20 protein-coding genes and 1 tRNA gene are annotated in these 19,432 nt (G+C 58.5%); 11 read left to right on the forward strand and 10 right to left on the reverse strand.

Features of this window, described 5'->3' with window-relative positions; genetic code table 11:
• Positions 1-7 precede the first annotated feature (7 nt).
• Together C8N31_RS10715 and C8N31_RS10720 are read left to right on the forward strand one after the other, a co-directional pair.
• Positions 8-1,216, forward strand: a complete 1,209-nt coding sequence (locus tag C8N31_RS10715) for a phenylacetate--CoA ligase family protein (protein WP_025049492.1) — start codon at positions 8-10, stop codon at positions 1,214-1,216.
• Between the two features lie 60 nt (positions 1,217-1,276).
• Positions 1,277-2,941, forward strand: a complete 1,665-nt coding sequence (locus C8N31_RS10720; protein WP_025049493.1) for an ABC transporter permease — start codon at positions 1,277-1,279, stop codon at positions 2,939-2,941.
• On the opposite strand, the gene C8N31_RS10725 is transcribed toward C8N31_RS10720, so the two are convergent.
• The 3 genes from C8N31_RS10725 to yghU all read right to left on the reverse strand — a co-directional run bounded on the left by C8N31_RS10725 (position 2,938) and on the right by yghU (position 5,598).
• Entirely contained in the window at positions 2,938-3,483 is a 546-nt protein-coding gene (locus C8N31_RS10725; protein ID WP_037918838.1) for a GNAT family N-acetyltransferase, read from the reverse strand. The two genes, C8N31_RS10720 and C8N31_RS10725, sit on opposite strands and share 4 nt — an antisense overlap.
• 91 nt (positions 3,484-3,574) lie before the next feature.
• The gene (locus C8N31_RS10730; protein ID WP_025049495.1) at positions 3,575-4,591 is read right to left on the reverse strand and encodes a Fe(3+) ABC transporter substrate-binding protein; all 1,017 of its coding nucleotides are present in this window, start codon (positions 4,589-4,591) and stop codon (positions 3,575-3,577) included.
• Positions 4,592-4,722: 131 nt separating this feature from the next.
• On the reverse strand, positions 4,723-5,598 hold the full coding sequence (gene yghU, locus C8N31_RS10735) for a glutathione-dependent disulfide-bond oxidoreductase (protein WP_025049496.1): 876 nt from the start codon (positions 5,596-5,598) through the stop codon (positions 4,723-4,725).
• A 149-nt stretch (positions 5,599-5,747) separates the two neighbouring features.
• Between yghU and C8N31_RS10740 the strand changes: the two genes are divergently transcribed.
• The gene (locus tag C8N31_RS10740; RefSeq protein WP_025049497.1) at positions 5,748-6,581 is read left to right on the forward strand and encodes a PhzF family phenazine biosynthesis protein; all 834 of its coding nucleotides are present in this window, start codon (positions 5,748-5,750) and stop codon (positions 6,579-6,581) included.
• Between the two features lie 92 nt (positions 6,582-6,673).
• Here C8N31_RS10740 and ykgO read toward each other — a convergent pair whose 3' ends face one another.
• Both ykgO and C8N31_RS10750 read right to left on the reverse strand, forming a co-directional pair.
• Positions 6,674-6,799 (reverse strand): type B 50S ribosomal protein L36, encoded by a 126-nt coding sequence (gene ykgO / locus C8N31_RS10745; protein ID WP_005850168.1) that lies wholly within the window; start codon positions 6,797-6,799, stop codon positions 6,674-6,676.
• Between the two features lie 95 nt (positions 6,800-6,894).
• Positions 6,895-6,969 (reverse strand) — tRNA-Val (locus tag C8N31_RS10750).
• Between the two features lie 149 nt (positions 6,970-7,118).
• On the opposite strand from C8N31_RS10750, the gene C8N31_RS10755 reads away from it, so the two are divergent.
• The gene (locus tag C8N31_RS10755) at positions 7,119-7,979 is read left to right on the forward strand and encodes an N-formylglutamate amidohydrolase (protein ID WP_025049498.1); all 861 of its coding nucleotides are present in this window, start codon (positions 7,119-7,121) and stop codon (positions 7,977-7,979) included.
• Positions 7,980-7,982: 3 nt separating this feature from the next.
• Here the strand turns inward: C8N31_RS10755 and C8N31_RS10760 are convergent, their stop codons facing one another.
• A complete protein-coding gene (locus tag C8N31_RS10760) occupies positions 7,983-8,480 on the reverse strand; it encodes an anthrone oxygenase family protein (RefSeq protein WP_025049499.1) in 498 nt (165 codons plus the stop codon).
• An 87-nt stretch (positions 8,481-8,567) separates the two neighbouring features.
• On the opposite strand from C8N31_RS10760, the gene C8N31_RS10765 reads away from it, so the two are divergent.
• A complete protein-coding gene (locus C8N31_RS10765) occupies positions 8,568-9,185 on the forward strand; it encodes a TetR/AcrR family transcriptional regulator (RefSeq protein ID WP_025049500.1) in 618 nt (205 codons plus the stop codon).
• Here the strand turns inward: C8N31_RS10765 and C8N31_RS10770 are convergent.
• A complete protein-coding gene (locus C8N31_RS10770) occupies positions 9,163-10,416 on the reverse strand; it encodes a DNA polymerase IV (protein ID WP_081785734.1) in 1,254 nt (417 codons plus the stop codon). The two genes, C8N31_RS10765 and C8N31_RS10770, sit on opposite strands and share 23 nt — an antisense overlap.
• Positions 10,417-10,459: 43 nt before the next feature.
• On the opposite strand from C8N31_RS10770, the gene C8N31_RS10775 reads away from it, so the two are divergent.
• The gene (locus tag C8N31_RS10775; RefSeq protein ID WP_107992366.1) at positions 10,460-10,906 is read left to right on the forward strand and encodes an NUDIX hydrolase; all 447 of its coding nucleotides are present in this window, start codon (positions 10,460-10,462) and stop codon (positions 10,904-10,906) included.
• 186 nt (positions 10,907-11,092) lie between these two features.
• Here the strand turns inward: C8N31_RS10775 and pyrF are convergent, their stop codons facing one another.
• Together pyrF and C8N31_RS10785 are read right to left on the reverse strand one after the other, a co-directional pair.
• The gene (gene pyrF, locus C8N31_RS10780; RefSeq protein WP_025049503.1) at positions 11,093-11,785 is read right to left on the reverse strand and encodes an orotidine-5'-phosphate decarboxylase; all 693 of its coding nucleotides are present in this window, start codon (positions 11,783-11,785) and stop codon (positions 11,093-11,095) included.
• Positions 11,786-12,021: 236 nt separating this feature from the next.
• Positions 12,022-12,336 (reverse strand): hypothetical protein, encoded by a 315-nt coding sequence (locus tag C8N31_RS10785; RefSeq protein ID WP_025049504.1) that lies wholly within the window; start codon positions 12,334-12,336, stop codon positions 12,022-12,024.
• Positions 12,337-12,710: 374 nt separating this feature from the next.
• On the opposite strand from C8N31_RS10785, the gene clpB reads away from it, so the two are divergent.
• The 4 genes from clpB (at position 12,711) to msrP (ending at position 17,699) form a co-directional block, all read left to right on the forward strand.
• The gene (clpB, locus tag C8N31_RS10795) at positions 12,711-15,326 is read left to right on the forward strand and encodes an ATP-dependent chaperone ClpB (RefSeq protein WP_025049506.1); all 2,616 of its coding nucleotides are present in this window, start codon (positions 12,711-12,713) and stop codon (positions 15,324-15,326) included.
• Positions 15,327-15,444: 118 nt separating this feature from the next.
• Entirely contained in the window at positions 15,445-15,948 is a 504-nt protein-coding gene (locus C8N31_RS10800) for a GNAT family N-acetyltransferase (RefSeq protein WP_025049507.1), read from the forward strand.
• A 48-nt stretch (positions 15,949-15,996) separates the two neighbouring features.
• Complete coding sequence (locus C8N31_RS10805; protein ID WP_025049508.1) at positions 15,997-16,647, forward strand: HAD family hydrolase; 651 nt, start codon at positions 15,997-15,999, stop codon at positions 16,645-16,647.
• A gap of 146 nt (positions 16,648-16,793) precedes the next feature.
• Positions 16,794-17,699 carry a protein-methionine-sulfoxide reductase catalytic subunit MsrP gene (gene msrP, locus C8N31_RS10810; protein WP_025049509.1) on the forward strand — a complete coding sequence of 302 codons (906 nt, stop codon included), beginning with the start codon at positions 16,794-16,796 and terminating at the stop codon, positions 17,697-17,699.
• Here the strand turns inward: msrP and C8N31_RS10815 are convergent.
• Positions 17,696-18,337 (reverse strand): hypothetical protein, encoded by a 642-nt coding sequence (locus C8N31_RS10815; protein WP_146173125.1) that lies wholly within the window; start codon positions 18,335-18,337, stop codon positions 17,696-17,698. The genes msrP and C8N31_RS10815 overlap by 4 nt on opposite strands.
• A 114-nt stretch (positions 18,338-18,451) precedes the next feature.
• On the opposite strand from C8N31_RS10815, the gene msrQ reads away from it, so the two are divergent.
• Positions 18,452-19,060 (forward strand): protein-methionine-sulfoxide reductase heme-binding subunit MsrQ, encoded by a 609-nt coding sequence (gene msrQ / locus C8N31_RS10820; RefSeq protein WP_037918841.1) that lies wholly within the window; start codon positions 18,452-18,454, stop codon positions 19,058-19,060.
• Positions 19,061-19,432 lie beyond the last annotated feature (372 nt).

Below are 19,432 nucleotides of genomic sequence, written 5' to 3' on the forward strand. Positions count from 1 at the left end.
AGATGCCATGGCCAGCACCTCTTTCTTTGACGACCAAGAAACGCGCAGCGCCGATCAGCGTGCAGCGGATCAATCCGCGCTTTTGCGCAGCCGTCTTGCGGCCATCACCGAAGCCCCGGCGCAGTGGCGCGATGCCGCTGCAACCGTGCAAACGGCGGCGGATCTCGTGGCATTGCCGGTGCTGCGCAAATCCGATTTGTCAGGCTGGCAAAAGCAAAACCCGCCTTTTGGCGGTATCGCGGTCAGCAATGTCACCCATGTCTTTCAATCCCCAGGTCCGATCTATGAACCCGGCAGCACCAGTGTGGCCGATTTCTGGCGCATGGGGCGGTTTTTGAATGCTGCCGGATTTGGTGCGGATGATATCGTGCAAAACTGCTTTGGATATCACCTGACCCCGGCAGGCCACATGTTTGAAAGCGGTGCGCGGGCGGTTGGGGCCAAGGTTCTGCCTGCGGGCACCGGCCAGACCGAACTGCAGGTCCGTGCGGCGGTCGATATTGGCACCACCGGCTATGCGGGTACGCCCGATTACCTGAAGATCATTCTCGAAAAAGCGGATGAAATGGGCGAAACGCTCAAGATCACCAAGGCCGCCGTGGGCGGCGGGGCGTTGTTCCCCTCCTTGCGCAGCTACTACATCGATCGCGGCATTGCTTGTCTGCAATGCTATGCCACCGCCGATCTGGGAAACATTGCGTATGAGAGCCCCGCGATGGAAGGCATGATCGTCGATGAAGGTGTAATCGTTGAGATCGTGACCCCCGGCACCGGCGATCCTGTCGCCCCCGGCGAGGTTGGCGAGGTTGTCGTGACCTCCCTGAACCCAGATTACCCTTTGATCCGTTTCGCCACCGGCGATCTGAGCGCGGCCATGGACGGCACATCGCCTTGCGGGCGCACCAACATGCGGATCAAGGGCTGGATGGGCCGCGCCGATCAGACCACCAAGATCAAAGGCATGTTTGTTCGCCCCGAACAGGTGGCCGAACTGGTCGCCCACCACGCCGAAGTCGCCAAGGCCCGTGTCGTGGCCAGCCGCGCCGGAGAACAGGACGTGATGACCGTCCAGATCGAAGCCAGTGGCGGTGACGCGGATGCCTATGCCCAATCGGTTCAGCAATTGCTCAAGCTCAAGGGCAAGATCGAAGTCGTCGCCCCCGGCAGCCTGCCTAAGGACGGGTTGGTGATCGAGGATCAGCGCAGCTACGACTAAACCCGTGCCATCAGGTGTGCACGCACTGGTATTCCTGAGCAGAATCGTCGAAATAGGGGCATGACCCTGAACCCGGCCCAAACCCCGACCAAAACCGCCCCGCGCGACGGGATACGGGTGCTGTCGTTTGTGTCCGTATCGGTGGCTGTTGTCTGCGCTTTGCCGATGCTGGCAGTGCTGATTGCTGCGCTCAGTGGCGGCACCGAGACAGTTCAGCACCTGATTGATACGGTTCTGGGGCGCTATGCGGCGACCACGCTATTGCTGGTTCTACTGGTGTCGATCGGGACTTTTGCCATCGGCGTTGGGGCGGCATGGCTCGTCACAATGACCCGGTTTCCCGGAGTTAAGATCCTTGAGATCGCGCTGGTGCTGCCCTTGGCCTTTCCGGCCTATGTTCTGGCCTATGCCTACACTCACGTGCTGGATCACCCCGGTATTGTCCAAGCGACCCTGCGGGATGTGACAGGCTGGGGCCCGCGCGATTATTGGTTTCCCGAGATCAGATCACTGGGCGGCGCGGCGGCGATGCTGGTGCTTGTCCTCTATCCTTACGTCTATCTGTTGGCTCGCGCCGCCTTCCTGCAACAAAGTGGCACCACCTTTCTCGCGGCGCGTGCGTTGGGATCCAGCGCATGGGCCGCGTTTTTCAAGGTCAGCCTGCCGCTGGCGCGTCCGGCGATTGCGGGCGGCGTGTTGCTGGCGGTGATGGAGACCATCGCGGATTTTGGCACTGTCGCCTATTTCGGGGTGCAGACCTTTGCCACCGGCATCTACACCTCGTGGTTTTCGATGTTTGACAGGGCAGGGGCGGCGCAACTGGCGCTGTGCCTGCTTAGCTTTGCTTTGCTGCTGGCGCTGCTCGAACGCATTCAGCGGGGCCGCGCCAAATACCATGATCCATCGCGTCGCAGTCAGGCGATGCCGCCCATTAAGCTTAAAGGGTGGGGTGCGGCGGCGGCGATGATTGTATGCGGTATTCCGGTGTTTTTTGGCGCGGTGCTGCCGATTGGTGTTTTGCTGGTGATGGGGCTGGGATCAGAGCAAAATCTGTTCAGCCCGCGCTATCTGGGGTTCATACAGAACTCCGTTACACTGGCGGGCATTGCGGCGGTGGTGACCGTCTGCGCGGCAATCTCCGTCGGGTTCTTCCAACGGCTGCGACCGGGGCGTCTGTCCAACGGATCGGCCTATGTGGCGCGGCTCGGTTATGCGGTGCCCGGTGGGGTGATTGCGGTGGGTCTGCTGGTGCCTTTTGCGGCCTTTGACAATGCCTTTGATGCCTGGATGCGGGCGACCTTTGACATCTCGACCGGACTGCTCATCACCGGATCCATCTGGCTGTTGATCGCAGCCTATCTGGTGCGGTTTCTCGCGGCGGCCCTTGGCGCCTATGAGGGCGGGCAGGCGATGGTGCATGCCAATATGGACGCCGCCGCGCGGTCGTTGGGGCAGAGCCCGCTTGGCACCCTGCGCCGAGTGCATCTGCCGATCCTTGCGCCCAGCTTGCTGACGGCATTGCTGATCGTGTTCGTCGATGTGATGAAAGAGCTGCCCGCGACATTGATCATGCGGCCCTTCAACTATGACACATTGGCGGTGCAAGCCTACCGACTGGCCAGCGATGAGCGCCTCGAAGGGGCGGCAGTGCCGTCACTGGTGATTGTGGCGATGGGCCTGCTGCCGGTGATCCTGATCTGCCGCCAGGTCGGGCGCAAACGCTAACCCGCGAAGCGGGCCTGCCACGCCGCACGGGTGATCCGCCAGCATTGCCAGACGCCAGATTTGCCGCCCATTGTCAGCGTTCCATCATAGGCGTGCTCTGCCCCCAGTTTTGCAGTGGCCCGCTGCGACCGGATGTTGGTTGGGTCGATGTGCAGCCAGACCTCATCCACCACCTCAAAGGCATGGGCAAACATCAATGCCTTCATCGCGCGGTTGGTGTCGCCGCCCCAATGGTCACGTCCCAAAAAGGTATAGCCGATGGACACGCTCCCGGGATGGTCCGGTGCCTCATAGTATCGGGAACAACCGATCACCCGGCCACTGCCTTGTTCCGTCACGGCCAAGGTGCCGCCGCTGGCCAGCAAGCTGTCAAAATAGGGATCGAACACCGCCCGTTCATGACGGGTCTTGGCAGGATGCCCCGCCCAGATGGCAGGATCGCTGGCCGCTGCAAATAGCGCGTCACGATCCTCAGGTCCGAGAGGGCGCAGGCAAATATCAACACCCTCAAGCGTGGGCTGGGGATCAAATTTGGGGTGCATAATAGACTCTAAAAATAAAAAACGGGGGCAGACCAATGGCCTGCCCCCGAAGGTGATCGAAATGGATCACAAGGTCCAATAGCTTTTGAACTTATTCCCAGCCCACAGTGTTAAAGATCTTTTGCGCGGTCGGAATGTTCTGTGCCACATCGGACAGGTTCACATCGTCCGCTTTGAATTCACCCAACTGCTTCACAGATGCCGCCAGTTCCACACCGGCAACTGTTGGGTATTCGTCGTTGCCGTTGGAGAAATAGACCTGTGCAGAGTCCGAGGCGAGGTATTCAAGGAACTTGATCGCGTTGTCTTTGTTTGGCGCATGCGCAGCAACGCCGCCGCCCGACAGGTTCATATGTGCGCCATTGCCGTCTTGGTCGGGAAAGACCACGCCGATTTTTTCGATGTCCGCGCTGACGCCTTTGACATCTTTGCGGATCGCGCGGGCAAAGTAATAGGTGTTGGAAACCGCAATTCCGCATTCGCCGGACACGATGCCACGCAATTGGTCGGTGTCGCCACCCTGTGGTGCGCGGGCCATGTTGTCCACGACGCCCTGCGCCCATGCGGTCGCTTTTTCTTCGCCCTCATGAGTGACGATGGAGGCCAGCAAGGTCTGGTTGTAGGTGTTGGTCGAAGACCGGATGCAAACCTGACCTTTGTAAGCTGGATCGGCCAGATCCATGTAGGTTGCGGGCGGGTTGGTGATCCCGGCTTTGTCGTAGAAGATGATCCGCCCACGTTGTGAGAAACCATACCACTGGTTGTCGTCATCTTGCAGGTTTGCCGGAATTTTTTCTTCGAGCGTGGCGCTTTCGATGGATTGCAAAAGGCCCATATCCTTGGCGCGTTTCAGGCGGCTGGTGTCGACGGTCAACAACAGATCGGCAGGGGAATTTGCGCCCTCGGCCTGCATCCGTGCCAGCAATTCGTCGGCTTTGCCTTCAATGCGGTTGATGGTGATGCCGGTCTGTTCTGTGAAATCGGAATACAGCCGTTCATCGGTGTCATAATGGCGCGAGGAATAGAGATTCAACTCGCCATCGGCCAAAGCGGGCAGCGCCAGCGCGATCAGCGCGGCAGCAGATGTGGTTGTCTTAAAGAGGGTCATAGTGGTGTTCCATACTGTTCAGAATTTCCTGACTGAAACAGTAAGAAACAGATTCTTGCGGTGGGCGCAAGGTATTCCTGATTATTTTTGTTGGGAAAGGCGCCCTGCCGCCGGAACGGCAGGGCAGAGGATCAGCCTTGATCCCCGATTTTGTCCTGAGTCTTGCTGTCAAAGTCAGAGGCATCATGCCGTTCGTGCAACTGCATCGACAGATCATCGCCAAAGGCCCGGTTGACCATCCGCCCACGTGTCACGGCGGGACGGGCATCAATGGCCTCGGCCCAACGCAGCACGTTTTTATAAGAAGTTACATCAAGGAATTCTGCAGCACTATAAAGTCGGCCCAGAACCAATTGACCGTACCAAGACCAGATCGCCATATCGGCAATGGAATATTCGCCGCCGAAATAGTCGTTGTCGGCCAAATGGCGGTCCATCACATCAAGCTGGCGCTTGGTTTCCATGGCAAAACGGTTGATTGGGTATTCGAACTTCTCTGGTGCATAGGCATAAAAATGGCCAAAGCCGCCGCCCAGATACGGCGCACTGCCCATCTGCCAGAACAGCCAGCTGAGTGCCTCGGTACGCTGCGCGGGATCTGAGGGCAGGAAGGCACCAAATTTTTCGGCCAGATACAGCAGGATCGCGCCGGATTCGAACACCCGCTGTGGCGCATCGCCGGACCGATCCATCAGGGCAGGGATTTTTGAGTTGGGGTTCACATCAACAAAGCCAGAGCCGAACTGATCGCCCTCACCGATATTCACCAGCCATGCGTCATATTCTGCCCCCGAATGCCCTGCGGCAAGCAGCTCTTCGAGCATCACGGTGACCTTGACGCCATTGGGCGTGGCGAGCGAATAAAGCTGAAACGGATGTTTGCCGACGGGCAGCTCTTTGTCGTGGGTGGCCCCGGCAATGGGGCGGTTGATGCTGGCAAAACGTCCGCCGCTTTCTGCATCCCAGGTCCAAACCTTGGGCGGTGTGTATTCGGTGCTGTCGGCCATGTATTTTTCCTCTTTTGGTTCTGCGGCACGTCCTGCACCGGCTGTCACAATGCAAGGTAGTCGGATCGCGCCGGGTCACAAGTGGCGCGGCCAAATTGCTTTGGCGGCCGCAATATGCGCAATTGTCCCAAACCAACGGAGGGCAACAGATGAAACGGCGGTTTATTCAATGCGATGTGTTCAGTGACACAGCGTTGCGCGGCAACGGGCTTGCGGTGGTGCTGGATGGCGCGGGGCTAAGCGATGCGCAGATGATGCAATTCGCGATCTGGACCAATCAAGCCGAGACAACGTTTCTGGTGCCGCCGGAAAATGCGGATGCCGATTACGGGGTGCGAATATTCTCGCCCACCCGCGAGATGGATTTTGCGGGTCACCCCACATTGGGCAGCTGTGCCGCCTGGCTGCATGCCGGCGGTGTGCCCAAGGTCGCAGGCCGTGTCATGCAAGAATGCGCCATTGGTCTGGTCGAGATTGATCAGTCCGGCGCTGTCCCGGCCTTCGTCGCCCCGCCAACCCAGATTGATGGGGCGGATCAGGCCGAGCAGGCGCGCATCGCTCAGGCTCTGGGTCTGACCGAGGCCGATATCGTCGCCTCGGCGCGACTGGACAACGGCGCGGCGTTCAACCTGATCGAATTGCATAGCGCCGAACGGGTCTTGTCATTGGATGCTCGCGCCGTGTCGGCACCCGAATTTCGCGGTGTGGCGATCCTTGGAAAGCATCCCGTTGGTGCTTATGCCAATTACGAATCGCGCAACCTGACACCGGCATCGATGATGGCCGAAGATCCGATCACCGGATCCATGAATGCGGCGATTGCGGTTTGGCTCAAATCACAGGGGCGGTTGACGGAGGATATCGTGATTGCCCAAGGCACCGCCATTGGCCGCAAGGGCCGGGTGTTCGTCAGCAACCGAGGTGCGGATGTGATGATTGGCGGGGCGACGACAATCGTGATTGAGGGCACGGTGGATATCTAACGCCTTGATCCATAGGCCCGAAATAGCAAAAGGCTGCCTCCGAAGGGGCAGCCTTTTGAAAAGCTCTGACTGTTACCAGTCTACCGATCAAATTAACCCTGACGGGCTTTGAACCGGCGCTGTGTCTTGTTGATCACGTAAACGCGGCCTTTGCGACGCACAACGCGGCAATCACGATGCCGGTTTTTCAGCGAGCGGAGCGAATTGCGAACTTTCATAGTCCTTATCCTTCCATCTGTGGCCCCGCCTTCCTTATGAAAAGAAGGACCAGCGCCGGGTTACGGACGGCCCCCGAAAGGACCAGTGAAACAGGTGGTGGGCGATACTGGGATCGAACCAGTGACCCCTTCGATGTCAACGAAGTGCTCTACCGCTGAGCTAATCACCCACTTAATCAGCGTGTTATCCCATGCCCCAAACAAAAACGGGGCGCGAAATGCCGCGCCGGTTGGGGTGCTATAAAAGGAGTCGGAGCTTTGTTCAAGGGCTTTTGGTAATTCAAATTTATGGGCTATGAAGAGGGAGAAAGGGGCGCATATGTCCAAGACCGCTTATGATGTTCTGCACCCGGTGCGCAACCGGTCTTGTGTGGTCTTTGCCTCGCCGCATTCGGGGCGGGATTATACGCCTGATTTTCTGGAACAAACTGTGCTGGATGCCCATCTGATCCGGTCTTCCGAAGATGCTTATGTAGACCAACTATTTGATTCGGCGGCGGAATTTGGCGCGCCCTTCCTCATGGCCGGTGCGCCGCGCGCCTATCTGGATCTCAACCGATCTTGCGAGGAGCTTGACCCGGCCCTGATCGAAGGCATTCGCCGTCAGGGGCATAACCCACGTGTTGCCTCGGGCCTTGGGGTGATTCCACGCGTGGTCGCCAATGGCCGGGCGATTTATCATGGCAAGATCAGCCATGCAGATGCCACCGATCGCATTGACCGTTTCTGGCGGCCCTATCACAGCCAACTGCAAAACCTGCTGGATGCTGCACAGCAACGTCACGGGCAAGCGATACTGATCGATTGCCATTCCATGCCGCATGAAGCGATGGACGGTATTGCGCGGGCAGGTGTGCGGCGGCCTGACGTTGTGCTTGGCGATCGGTTTGGCGCTTCGGCGGCAGGCGAGGTCGTGGACCGTGTTGAGGCGGCGTTTCTGTCCGCGGGTTTCACCGTCACCCGCAACACGCCATTCGCAGGAGCCTATATCACACAGGCCTATGGCCGCCCCTCCCGCAATCAGCACGCTGTGCAGATCGAATTGGATCGTTCGCTGTACCTTGACGAGGCCAAGGTTGAGATCAACGCGAACTTTGACGCAGTAAAAACAGCCCTGCGGCAGGTTGTGGCAGAGGTCGCCGGGATTGGCCAAGGCCGGGTGCCACTGGCCGCCGAGTAGCGATCACGCGGTGCCAAGCCGCATGATGCCGATACCTACGAACAGAACGGCGATACCGGATGTGACCGTGCGGATCTGGTTCCAGACCTGCCATTGCGGCGAGTAATCCGCCCAGATAATACGCGCAGCCTCAATGTCTTGCGGCACAGCTACGCGTGCCAATGCCTCATTCATGGGGATGTTGAACGCTGCGGTCAAAGCGACGGCCAACAGGGCAACCACGATCCCTGCCAATCCAAACCAAAGCGCCGCACGGCGGTGTCTTTCACGAAACATCACGTAGGCAGTGAACAGCAGAACAGGTGCTGTGCCAAAAAACGCAGGCGCAAACACCGCATTGCGCACAGAGGCGTTCATCGCCTGCATTGCGGCAATTGCCACGCGCGGGTCAGCCATATCCAGCCCCCACATGGTTGAGCAGACCCAAGCATAGAAAAACCCAAAGAGCGCGGCAGAGAGCAGCAAGCTAAGCAGGGCAAGCGGGCGCATAAATGATGACATTTCAATCTCCAATATCCGTATTGATGTGTACGTCTTTACATATCCGTATCGATATGTACGGTACTGAGTCAAGGGGAATGCCAAAGAATGCGCGACGACAAAAAGCAACAAAGACGCCGCCAGATTGAAGCTGCGGCTTATGATCTGCTGGTGCAGTACGGTTACGATGGTACGTCGATGCTGGCGGTGGCCAAAGCCGCAAAAGCATCGAATGAAACGATGTACCGCTGGTATGGCGACAAAAACGGGCTGTTCGAAAGCATGGTCCGCGCCAATGCCGCAGAGGTACGTGACGCATTGCATGCCTTGATCGAGGACGGCCTGCCGCCGTTGGAGATTTTGCGCCGACTGGCCCCGGTGTTGCTGGACATGCTGTTGGGCGAAAAAGCTATCGCGCTCAATCGGGCCGCCGCCGCAGATGCATCCGGCGCTCTGGGTCGGGTTATCGCGGCTTGCGGGCGCGAGGAGGTCTTGCCATTGATCAAAGAGGTTTTAGTCGCCGCGATCCAGCAAGGGGCATTGCGACCACCTGCGCAGGGTGAGATTGGCAGTTTGTTCATGCACCTGCTGGTTGGGGACCAGCAAATGCGCCGCGCCATCGGGGTGCTGCCCGCACCGTCCGCAGCGGAGATAACACTGCAGGCCGATCAGGCAGTGTCACAGCTCATACAGCTTTGCCGCCCTACCGCAGCGCCCGCCCCTTGACGATGGCCTTGCTGCCGTATCGATCGCGGATCTGATCGGTGGCCCGTTCTGCCTGACTGCGCTTAACCGCATCGGGGTCCAATAAATCACCGGCAAGATCGGCGCCTTCCGCGGGACTGAGATCGGAGATGCCGCAACCAATCAGGCGGAATGGCCCCTGGTCGCCCAACTGGTCAAATAACGCGCGAGCGTGGCGGTAGATACGATCCGCCAATTGCGTCGGATCATGCAGCGACACCCGCCGCGTGAGGGTTTTGAAATCCGAGCGTTTGATTTTAAGCGTGACAATCCGGCCCGCCAGATCCTTGGCCTTGGCACGATCCGCGACCTGTTCGGAAAGCCGCCATAGATGGCCGTCGAGAATATCGGCATTGCCGGTGTCCTCAAAGAACGTGGTTTCCTTACTGATGGATTTGACCGGCTCATGCGCCGAAACCCGCCGCCGGTCTTGCCCTCGCGCCAAATGCCAGAGCCGCTCGCCCATGCCGCCGAACCGGGCGACCAGATCCGTCTTTTCCCAGCGCAACAGGTCCGAAAAGGTGCGAATGCCTGCTTTGTCCAGCGCACCTTGGGTGACAGCGCCAACCCCCCAGATCAGCTTGACCGGTTTGTCCCGCAGGAAATCATCGGTTTCTGCCGCGCCGATCACCGAAAACCCATGCGGCTTGTCCAGATCAGAGGCGACCTTGGCCAGAAACTTGTTGTGGCTGAGGCCAATGGATCCGGTCAGGCCCAGCTCATCTTTCATGCGCCGCACCAACCCGGCCAACATCACCGCAGGCGGTGCGCCATGCAGACGGGCGGTGCCAGTCATATCCAGAAACGCCTCGTCCAGCGACAAGGGTTCAATCGATGGCGTCAATTCCTCCATCATGGCGCGGATGGCGCGGGAGGCCTCAACATAGGCATCCATCCTTGGCTTGATGATCACGGCCTCCGGGCACAGTTTGAGCGCCTGAAACATCGGCATCGCGGACCGCACCCCCCGGATGCGCGCCACGTAACAGGCCGTGGACACAACGCCGCGCCGCCCGCCGCCGATGATCACAGGTTTGCCGTTCAGTTCGGGATTGTCGCGCTTTTCGACCGAGGCATAGAAGGCATCACAATCCATATGTGCTATGGAAAGGGTATCAAGCTCGTCATGCACCAGAACGCGCGGGCTGCCACACGAAGGGCAGCGCCGGGCCGGGGCGATTTGAGACAGGCAATCACGGCAAAGGGCGGCCATGGTCAGACACCGTTGGCTGAGGTTTCGGGGGTGAGTTTACCGAATGGGAAAGCAGATGAACATGGCCGATGATGAGACATTTGGAGGGGCCAAGGTGGCCCTGTTTCTGGGGGGCAGCTTGGTCGTCATTTTGCGCGATGACTTACCCGATTTACCTTATGCCAATCATTGGGATTTGCCCGGTGGTGGCCGCGAGGGAAGTGAGACAGCTTTTGAATGCGCGCGCCGCGAATGCTTTGAGGAATTGGGCCTGCAAATCACACTGGCATCGGTCCTCTGGAAACGCGCCTATCGGTCCGGCGAAACGGTCAACTGGCTTTTTGTTGTGGGTGCCCCAGCGGAAACTTCACAAGATATAGTATTCGGCGATGAGGGGCAGCGATGGACCTTAATGGAACCACAGGTGTTTCTGTCCCATCCCATGGCGGTGCCACGGTTTCAGGATCGGCTTCGGGATTACCTTGAGGAACGGGTGAACTGGCCCAAATAGAAAGCCCCCCGCTGCGTGTAGCGGGGGGGAGGTGACGAACATCAGGAAGAACCAGTTCGTCGGGGAGTATCACCTGTTACAAAGCTACCATATTTGGGCAATTCGACATAGGATGTTGAACTGTGATCGGAAGGTCAAACTCAGCTATGTTGTGATTTTGTTACAGTCTGTGGTTGAACTTTGATTTCAGTGGGAAATCTCGGACAGGATTGCCTCCGCCGCTGTGCGCGGGGCCTCGGATTGCCAGATCGGACGCCCCACAACGATATGATCTGCACCATCTGCGATGGCCTGTGCCGGAGTTGCGACACGTTTTTGATCGCCCAGTGCCGCCCCTGCGGGACGCACACCGGGGGTCACGATCAACCGGCCCGCTGCCTCGGGCAGAGCGCGGATCATCGCCGCCTCTTGGGGGGAGGCGATGACGCCATCTGCGCCCGCATCAAAGGCACGGCCCGCGCGTGTGCTGACCAGATCGGGCAAGTCACCCTGTTGGATCAGCGCGGCATCAAGGTCTGCGCGATCCAGAGATGTCAGGATGGTCACGGCAAGGATCTTCATGTCACTGCCCGCCGCGCCTTGTTTGGCAGCACGTACAACATGCGGGTCGCCATGCACGGTCAGGAAATCCAGATCGAACTGCGCCAGCCCGCGCACGGCGGCCTCAACCGTGGCGCCGATATCAAACAGTTTCATGTCCAGAAAGATCCGCTTGCCATGCTCTTGCTTAAGCTCATTGGCCAGCGCCAGCCCACCCCCGCAAAGCATCCCCAAACCGATCTTATAAAACCCCACCGCGTCTCCAATGTTTTGGGCAAGCTCCAGCCCCGCGTGGGCGTGTGGAACGTCGAGGGCAACAATCAGGCGGTCATCGGTCATGGCAGGGCTCCGGGCAAGGTTCAAACGGTCTTGCTCTACGTGGTTGCCGCGTTCAAGTCCATCACCGATCGCTGAGCCCATCTTGCAAAAAAGAACCCGGCCATGCGGGGGGAGCATGAACCGGGTCAGTGTCAGAGACAATGCAGGCAGCAGAGGTCTCTGGGATGCAGGGACGCGGGGACAGAACGCGCGTCCTTGCACCGAGGCTATGGGGGAGGCAGAACCCCCACAGGAACTTAAGCCGCGTTGCGCTGTTCGCCGCTGATCAACGTCTCCAGCCAACGGACCGGATCAAACCGGGATCGCGGGGCGCGTTGTTGCGGGGCAAAGCGTCGCATTTGGGAATGCAACCCGCCGCGCTTGGCATGGCGGCGCAGCGCTTGAGTGCGCAGGCCCTTGGCGGCGTCTTCAAATGACATCGTAATGGGCGCCTCGATGGCGCAGGCATATTTGCGTGCACCCGTTTCGCCATAAACCGTGACACAAGCCTCAAAGCTTTGATTGGCGGCGTTGTATATAACGTCGGTCAATTTGATCGGGCTGGTCTGCATGATGGTCTCCTTGCGGGGTCCTGTTTGGTTTTGTGTCTTCATCGTGTTTCTCAAAAATACAACGCGGGACAATGCGATTTGGTTTCATTTTGGCGCAAACCACCTGGACAAGAGCCGCGTACAGTGACTTGCATACCTTCGATTTGGGGATGGTTGGACAGCAAAACAAGGGGGAATAGATCGCACAGCGCATCACGAAACCGGGAGTTGGGCAGAAATCCGCGCAAGCTCAGCATCAAGAAGCGCCCAAAAAACGACGGCTACAGACTTGAACGCGGGCGGCAAATCCCCAAATTAAGAGCGAGGCCCAATAGGGTGTGTGCCGCCGGGCGGGCGCATCCAGCAACAGGGCGCTTAACAAAAAGGAGAACACCATGGACTTGAGCAAGTTCACGGAGCGGTCGCGCGGTTTTATTCAGGCAGCGCAGACAATCGCGACACGGGACAACCATCAGCGTTTGACCCCCGAACACATTCTAAAAGCATTGCTGGACGACGATCAGGGGCTTGCCGCCAATTTGATTGCGGCGTCTGGCGGTGATCTGGGCCGCGTGACCGATGCGCTGGAACTGGCGCTTGGCAAAATGCCCAAGGTCAGCGGCGATGCCGCGCAGGTCTACCTTGATAATGCCACGACCAAGGTGCTGGACGATGCTGCCGCGCTTGCAAAAAAGGCTGGTGACAGCTTCGTGCCGGTTGAGCGTATTCTGATGGCGCTGTGCATGGTCAAATCTGGTGCAAAAACTGCGCTGGAGGCTGGTAAGGTTACCGCGCAGGGCTTGAACTCTGCCATCAACGATGTCCGCAAAGGGCGCACGGCCGATACGGCCAGCGCCGAAGACGGCTATGACGCACTCAAGAAATACAGCCTTGATCTGACGGCCCGCGCCGAGGCAGGCAAGATCGACCCGATCATTGGCCGTGATGAAGAAATTCGCCGGGCGATGCAGGTGCTCAGCCGCCGCACCAAGAACAATCCGGTGCTGATCGGTGAGCCGGGTGTGGGTAAAACCGCGATTGCCGAAGGGCTCGCGCTACGCATCGTGGATGGCGACGTGCCGGAAAGCCTGCGCAACAAACGCCTGTTGTCGCTGGATATGGGCGCGTTGATTGCTGGCGCAAAATATCGCGGTGAGTTCGAGGAACGTCTTAAAGCCGTACTGACCGAAGTGACCGAAGCCGCCGGTGAGGTGATCTTGTTTATTGACGAGATGCATACCCTTGTTGGTGCGGGCAAGGCAGACGGGGCTATGGATGCCTCGAACCTGCTGAAACCTGCGTTGGCGCGGGGCGAGCTGCATTGCGTCGGCGCGACCACGCTGGATGAATATCGCAAGTATGTGGAAAAAGACGCGGCGCTGGCCCGCCGGTTCCAGCCTGTGATGGTGCTTGAGCCAACGGTCGAAGACACCGTCAGCATCCTGCGCGGGATCAAGGAAAAATACGAGCTGCACCACGGAGTGCGGATCAGCGATTCTGCCTTGGTCGCGGCGGCAACCCTGTCGCACCGCTATATCACCGATCGTTTCCTGCCGGACAAAGCCATCGACCTCATGGATGAGGCAGCCAGCCGTCTGCGCATGGAAGTGGACAGCAAACCAGAAGAGCTGGACGCGCTGGACCGGCAGATCCTGCAATTGCAGATCGAGGAACAGGCGCTCACTTTGGAGGATGATCAGGCGTCCAAGGACCGGCTGGACACCTTGCAAAAGGATCTGGCCGACCTGCAGGACCGCAGCGCCGAGATGACAGCGCAATGGCAGGCCGAGCGGGACAAGCTCGCTGGCGCCCGCGACATCAAGGAAAAGCTGGACCGTGCCCGCGCCGATCTGGACATAGCCAAACGTGAAGGCAATCTCGCCAAAGCGGGGGAGCTGTCCTATGGCGTGATCCCGCAGCTTGAGAAAGACCTCGAAGCCGCCGAAAGCCGCGAAGAAGGTGTGATGGTCGAAGAGGCCGTGCGCCCCGATCAAATCGCATCGGTGGTGGAGCGTTGGACGGGCATCCCTGCTGGCAAGATGCTGGAAGGGGAGCGGGACAAGCTGCTCAGGATGGAAGATCAGCTGCATGGCCGCGTGATCGGGCAGGACAGCGCCGTCAAAGCGGTGGCCAACGCGGTGCGCCGTGCGCGGGCCGGCCTGAATGACGAAAATCGTCCCTTGGGCAGCTTTCTGTTCCTTGGGCCAACCGGTGTAGGCAAGACCGAGCTGACCAAAGCGGTGGCAGAGTTCCTGTTTGATGATGACAATGCGATGGTGCGCATCGACATGTCAGAATTCATGGAGAAACATGCGGTTGCCCGCCTGATCGGTGCGCCTCCGGGCTATGTTGGCTATGAAGAGGGCGGCGTTCTGACGGAAGCGGTGCGCCGGCGACCTTATCAGGTGGTGCTGTTTGATGAGGTTGAAAAGGCCCATCCGGATGTCTTTAACGTGCTGTTGCAGGTTCTGGACGATGGCGTTCTGACCGATGGTCAGGGCCGCACGGTGGATTTCAAGCAAACCTTGATTATCCTGACCTCGAACCTTGGCGCGCAAGCGCTCAGCCAACTGCCAGATGGCGGTGACATGGCGCAGGCGAAACGGGATGTCATGGATGCCGTACGGGCGCATTTCCGGCCTGAGTTCCTGAACCGTTTGGATGAGACTATCATCTTTGACCGTCTGGCACGGGATGACATGACCGGCATCGTCGATATCCAGCTGGCGCGTTTGTTGAAACGTCTGGCGGGGCGCAAGATCGCGCTGGAGCTGGATGCGGGCGCCAAGACCTGGCTTGCGGATGAGGGCTATGACCCGGTCTTTGGGGCGCGGCCGCTGAAACGGGTGATCCAACGGGCGTTGCAAGATCCGCTGGCCGAGATGCTGCTGGCGGGCGATGTGCGGGACGGTGATACGATCACGGTTTCGGCCGGCACGGACGGTCTGATCATCGGAGATCGCGTTGCTGCCAGCAATCGGCCCAAACCGGATGATGCTGTGATCCATTGAGGCGGGGCCCGCATGAAACGCAAAGCCAAAGGCCGGGGTGATCCCCGGCCTTTTCTTTTGGTGCCTTGACCTGCAAGAGTTGTGCGATCTTCGACCAACCTCGGAAACCGTAACTGCGATGACCATTCTCACGACCCCGCGTCTTGTTCTGCGCCCGTTTGATCCGGCGGATGCTGAAGACTTGTTTGCAGTCTTCGGCAACCCAGCCGCTATGCGATATTGGAGCACGCTGCCCCATGCCTCTGTCGCGGTCACGGCCCGTATGATCGAACAATCGCTTGCCGCGGACCCGAGCCAGCATGCCGAATTTGCGATCGAACATGATGGCAAAGTGATCGGCAAAGTTGGCCTTTGGCAGATGCCCGAGATCGGCTATGTCCTGCATCCCGATTATTGGCGGCGGGGTATCGCAACCGAAGCGGTGCAGGCAGTGATTGCCCATGGGTTCGAGACCCTCGGCCTCGCCCGGATCACTGCGGATGTTGACCCCGAAAATCTGGCCTCTCTGGCAATGCTGAAAAAGCTGGGGTTTGTGGTCACGGGGCAGGCACAGAACACGATAAAGATTGGCGGCAAATGGTTCGACAGTATCTATCTGGAATTGGCCGCGCCTGACCGTTGATCTGCATGCCGGGGTTTATTCCCGGCCTGATCTGTGGTGCATGGTGCCATGGCGACAGCAGATTACATTCTTTTTGATTGCGATGGCGTGTTGGTGGACAGTGAGCCGCTGACCCAAGCCGTTCTACAACAGAACTTTGCCCGGCACGGTTTGATGATCAAGACCGAAGACATTGGCCGTTTGTTTGTTGGCGGCACGATGGAGGGCGCGATGAAAAGCGCACGCGTGCTGGGCGCGGAATTGCCAGATGATTGGCTGCTGCAAATCCATGCTGAGGTATACGCGGTCCTGGATGCGCAATGCGAGGTGATCCCCGGCGTGCCAGATCTGCTGGACCAGTTGGACCGCGCCGGGATCGGCTATGCCACCTGTTCAAACGGCCCGATGGAAAAGATGCAGGTTACCTTGGGCCGCTGCGGTCTTTGGGACCGGTTCGAAGGGCGGATCTTTTCGGCCCATGATTGCCCGGCAGCGAAACCTGCGCCTGACGTTTATCTTAAGGCGGCCTTTCATGCCCGCGTCGCGCCCGCCCGCTGTGCCGTCATCGAAGACAGCGCAACCGGAGCCAAGGCAGGGCAAGCGGCAGGGATGACCTGTTTTGGGTATCACGCGGACGCCGACCCAGAAAAACTTCAGCCGTTTTGCGACGCGCTTTTTGACAATATGGCGGATCTGCCGGCGCTTCTTGATCTGGGATGACCTGTCCTTCAGGGCTACACGTGCGGGCAAAGATGCCTCACACGGTATCTGACAATCCGGTGTGATCCCTGAAACACAGGCGTATTTCAATTGGCTGAAACCGGCGCGGGCACTACCTCCGATGTAGATGTACAAAGGAGCATGTCATGGCGCACCGCTGGACCAACACCCTGAAAGACCGCGATTGCACACCGGAATCGGTGTTTCTGAACCGGCGGCAATGGATGGCCGGGGCTGCGGCTGGTGTCGGATTGGCCGGGTTGGGCATGCCCGCCGCCGCCAGCGAAACGCTTGAACCAAACAGCTATGACGACATCACCCAATACAACAATTATTACGAGTTCGGCACCGGCAAGGGAGATCCGGCCCGCAATGCCCATACGCTGACAACCGCGCCATGGTCGGTCAAAATCGACGGATTGGTGGACAAGCCGGGCGACTACGCCTTTGAGGATATCCTCAAAGCCATGACCATCGAGGAACGCATCTACCGCTTCCGTTGTGTTGAGGCGTGGTCGATGGTGATCCCGTGGAACGGATTCGAATTGGCTGATCTGCTGGCAATGGCGGGCGTTCAGTCGGATGCGAAATACGTCGCTTTTGAGACCGCACTGCGCCCTGATGAAATGCCGGGTGTTCGCTTTCCCGTGCTCGATTGGCCCTATGTCGAAGGTCTGCGTCTGGATGAGGCGATGCATCCGCTGACCATCATGGCGACAGGTATTTACGGCAAGGACATCCCGAACCAGAACGGTGCCCCCCTGCGCCTTGTGGTGCCATGGAAGTATGGCTTCAAGTCGATCAAATCTGTGGTGCGCATCACCCTGACGGACAAACAACCCGCAACCAGCTGGAACAAAGCCAACGCTCGTGAATACGGCTTTTACAGCAATGTGAATCCCCAAGTGGATCATCCACGTTGGTCACAGGCCAGCGAACGGCCCATCGGGGGTGGATTGTTTGCCAAACGCAAACCGACGCTGATGCTGAACGGCTACGAAGAAGACGTCGCCGCGCTCTATGCTGGAATGGATATGAAAAAGAACTTTTAAGCGCTCTGGGCGTAATCCAGATCAAACTCCAGATCCGGGCGCAACTCTGTCTGGGTGGGCATCAACCGGTTTGCCCGGACGATCCGTTCCATATCGGCCATGAACCGGCCTCGCTGCGCGATGTATTTGGGAACATAAAGCGGCTTTTGATCGACAAAGGCCAGAACAAGGACCGGACGTTTTCCATGATCGCGGATGCTGATCAGACTTGTGAGGTCTCGCGACTGCGGCACAAAATCACTGCCGCAGCTTTCGATCTTCTGGGCGTCGTAGGTGACGCGCTGCACAAACAGCACCATAAACCAGTTATACGCCAGCAAAACACCCACGAGGGCAAAGGCTGCGTTCTTGATCAATTGATTGCTGATGGTCAGAGCATTCCAGAACGGTGTCGTGTCCACGGTGAACAGCAAAACCAGCGCAACAAAGGGCACAATGACACGGATACCCCATGCCGGGCGTAACTCTGTCCACCCGGTTGATTGGTCCTCTGTGTCTTCGACCTCACGCAGTTCGGCAGATGGGTGTGCTGTCTCACCGGATGCAAACACCGGTGGTCCGGCCTTGTCGTGACGCCATTTGGCGATGGTGCCGGTCACAGCCAGCCCGGCTATTACGCCCACAACAGTATATATCATTGCCTGATCATGCGTCATCGTCCGTGGTCCGCTGTTACACGCTGCATTCTGGCAGCACCCTTTCATCGGAATTTAATGTGGTGACAATGGGGCGCAGGTTTGTCCAAAGAGAGAATGACAGTGAATAGTATCCAACAAGGTATAAACGTAGCCGCCCGCAAGATCCCGACATGGGCACTCTATATACTATGTCTGCTCTGGGTGCCTTGGCTTGTCTATTTGGCACAAACCGGGGGGCTGGGCCGTGAGCCGATCAAAGGGCTGGAACATGCGCTTGGTGAGTTTGCGCTAAAGCTTCTGATCGTTGGTTTGGCTATCACGCCGCTGCGCCGTCATCTGGGCATCAACTTGATCAAGTTCCGCCGGGCCTTCGGGCTCTTGGCTTTTATCTATGTCACCTTGCACCTCGCGGTCTGGGTGGTTCTGGATATGAGCCTGCTGTGGGGGCAGATGTGGGCCGATGTCTGGAAGCGCCCCTATATTACGATCGGTATGGCCGGGTTTCTGTGTCTGGTCCCTCTGGCAATGACCTCAAACAACTGGTCGGTCCGTAAGATGGGCTCAAGCTGGCGCGCGCTGCACAAGCTGACCTATGGGGCCGTGGTGCTGGGCGCCGTTCACTTCATTTGGCTGGTCAAAGGCATCCAGCTAGAGCCGCTGATCTATATGGCGGTGATCCTCTTGCTGCTCGCCTTGCGGATCAAACCCCGCAAAGCGGGCTAGGGGCGACTCGCTGCCAGGATCGGGGCATCCAACCATCTGCGATTCCCTGAGTTCGGACCCGATTCACATGTGAATCGCCAAATTGAACCGATTCATCGGGCTTTTCCGGGCGAGTCTCCGGCTCAATGGGCCCGCACAGCAATGCCGCTATACGAGATGTTGTGCCACGCCGGCCCAGTTGCCCTATGGTAAGAGCAATAATGCTGCTCAACAGGTCGGATTTCAGACATAAAATGCAAGCAAACCCCTGTTTTTATACAAAAAACAGGGGGCGTTACAAAAAATGCATATTTCCCGAAAAAAGGGGTTGCGGGCATCGGTCCATAACTCTAGAACCCCCCTTACCGGACGAGCAGAGACGCTCCAACGGGG

It is taken from the genome of Sulfitobacter mediterraneus (assembly GCF_003054325.1).
Taxonomy (GTDB): Bacteria; Pseudomonadota; Alphaproteobacteria; order Rhodobacterales; family Rhodobacteraceae; genus Sulfitobacter; species Sulfitobacter mediterraneus.

Excerpts from the sequence above, each read along its gene's own strand:
- C8N31_RS10720 (WP_025049493.1), top strand. The coding sequence starts at position 1,277 with ATGACCCTGAACCCGGCCCAAACCCCGACCAAAACCGCCCCGCGCGAC.
- C8N31_RS10755 (WP_025049498.1), top strand. The coding sequence starts at position 7,119 with ATGTCCAAGACCGCTTATGATGTTCTGCACCCGGTGCGCAACCGGTCT.
- C8N31_RS10800 (WP_025049507.1), top strand. The coding sequence starts at position 15,445 with ATGACCATTCTCACGACCCCGCGTCTTGTTCTGCGCCCGTTTGATCCG.
- yghU (WP_025049496.1), bottom strand. The coding sequence starts at position 5,598 with ATGGCCGACAGCACCGAATACACACCGCCCAAGGTTTGGACCTGGGAT.
- msrQ (WP_037918841.1), top strand. The coding sequence starts at position 18,452 with ATGACAGTGAATAGTATCCAACAAGGTATAAACGTAGCCGCCCGCAAG.
- C8N31_RS10785 (WP_025049504.1), bottom strand. The coding sequence starts at position 12,336 with ATGCAGACCAGCCCGATCAAATTGACCGACGTTATATACAACGCCGCC.
- msrP (WP_025049509.1), top strand. The coding sequence starts at position 16,794 with ATGGCGCACCGCTGGACCAACACCCTGAAAGACCGCGATTGCACACCG.
- C8N31_RS10805 (WP_025049508.1), top strand. The coding sequence starts at position 15,997 with ATGGCGACAGCAGATTACATTCTTTTTGATTGCGATGGCGTGTTGGTG.
- C8N31_RS10775 (WP_107992366.1), top strand. The coding sequence starts at position 10,460 with ATGGGAAAGCAGATGAACATGGCCGATGATGAGACATTTGGAGGGGCC.
- pyrF (WP_025049503.1), bottom strand. The coding sequence starts at position 11,785 with ATGACCGATGACCGCCTGATTGTTGCCCTCGACGTTCCACACGCCCAC.
- C8N31_RS10740 (WP_025049497.1), top strand. The coding sequence starts at position 5,748 with ATGAAACGGCGGTTTATTCAATGCGATGTGTTCAGTGACACAGCGTTG.
- clpB (WP_025049506.1), top strand. The coding sequence starts at position 12,711 with ATGGACTTGAGCAAGTTCACGGAGCGGTCGCGCGGTTTTATTCAGGCA.
- C8N31_RS10715 (WP_025049492.1), top strand. The coding sequence starts at position 8 with ATGGCCAGCACCTCTTTCTTTGACGACCAAGAAACGCGCAGCGCCGAT.
- C8N31_RS10760 (WP_025049499.1), bottom strand. The coding sequence starts at position 8,480 with ATGTCATCATTTATGCGCCCGCTTGCCCTGCTTAGCTTGCTGCTCTCT.
- C8N31_RS10765 (WP_025049500.1), top strand. The coding sequence starts at position 8,568 with ATGCGCGACGACAAAAAGCAACAAAGACGCCGCCAGATTGAAGCTGCG.
- C8N31_RS10815 (WP_146173125.1), bottom strand. The coding sequence starts at position 18,337 with ATGATATATACTGTTGTGGGCGTAATAGCCGGGCTGGCTGTGACCGGC.
- C8N31_RS10725 (WP_037918838.1), bottom strand. The coding sequence starts at position 3,483 with ATGCACCCCAAATTTGATCCCCAGCCCACGCTTGAGGGTGTTGATATT.
- C8N31_RS10770 (WP_081785734.1), bottom strand. The coding sequence starts at position 10,416 with ATGGCCGCCCTTTGCCGTGATTGCCTGTCTCAAATCGCCCCGGCCCGG.
- C8N31_RS10730 (WP_025049495.1), bottom strand. The coding sequence starts at position 4,591 with ATGACCCTCTTTAAGACAACCACATCTGCTGCCGCGCTGATCGCGCTG.
- ykgO (WP_005850168.1), bottom strand. The coding sequence starts at position 6,799 with ATGAAAGTTCGCAATTCGCTCCGCTCGCTGAAAAACCGGCATCGTGAT.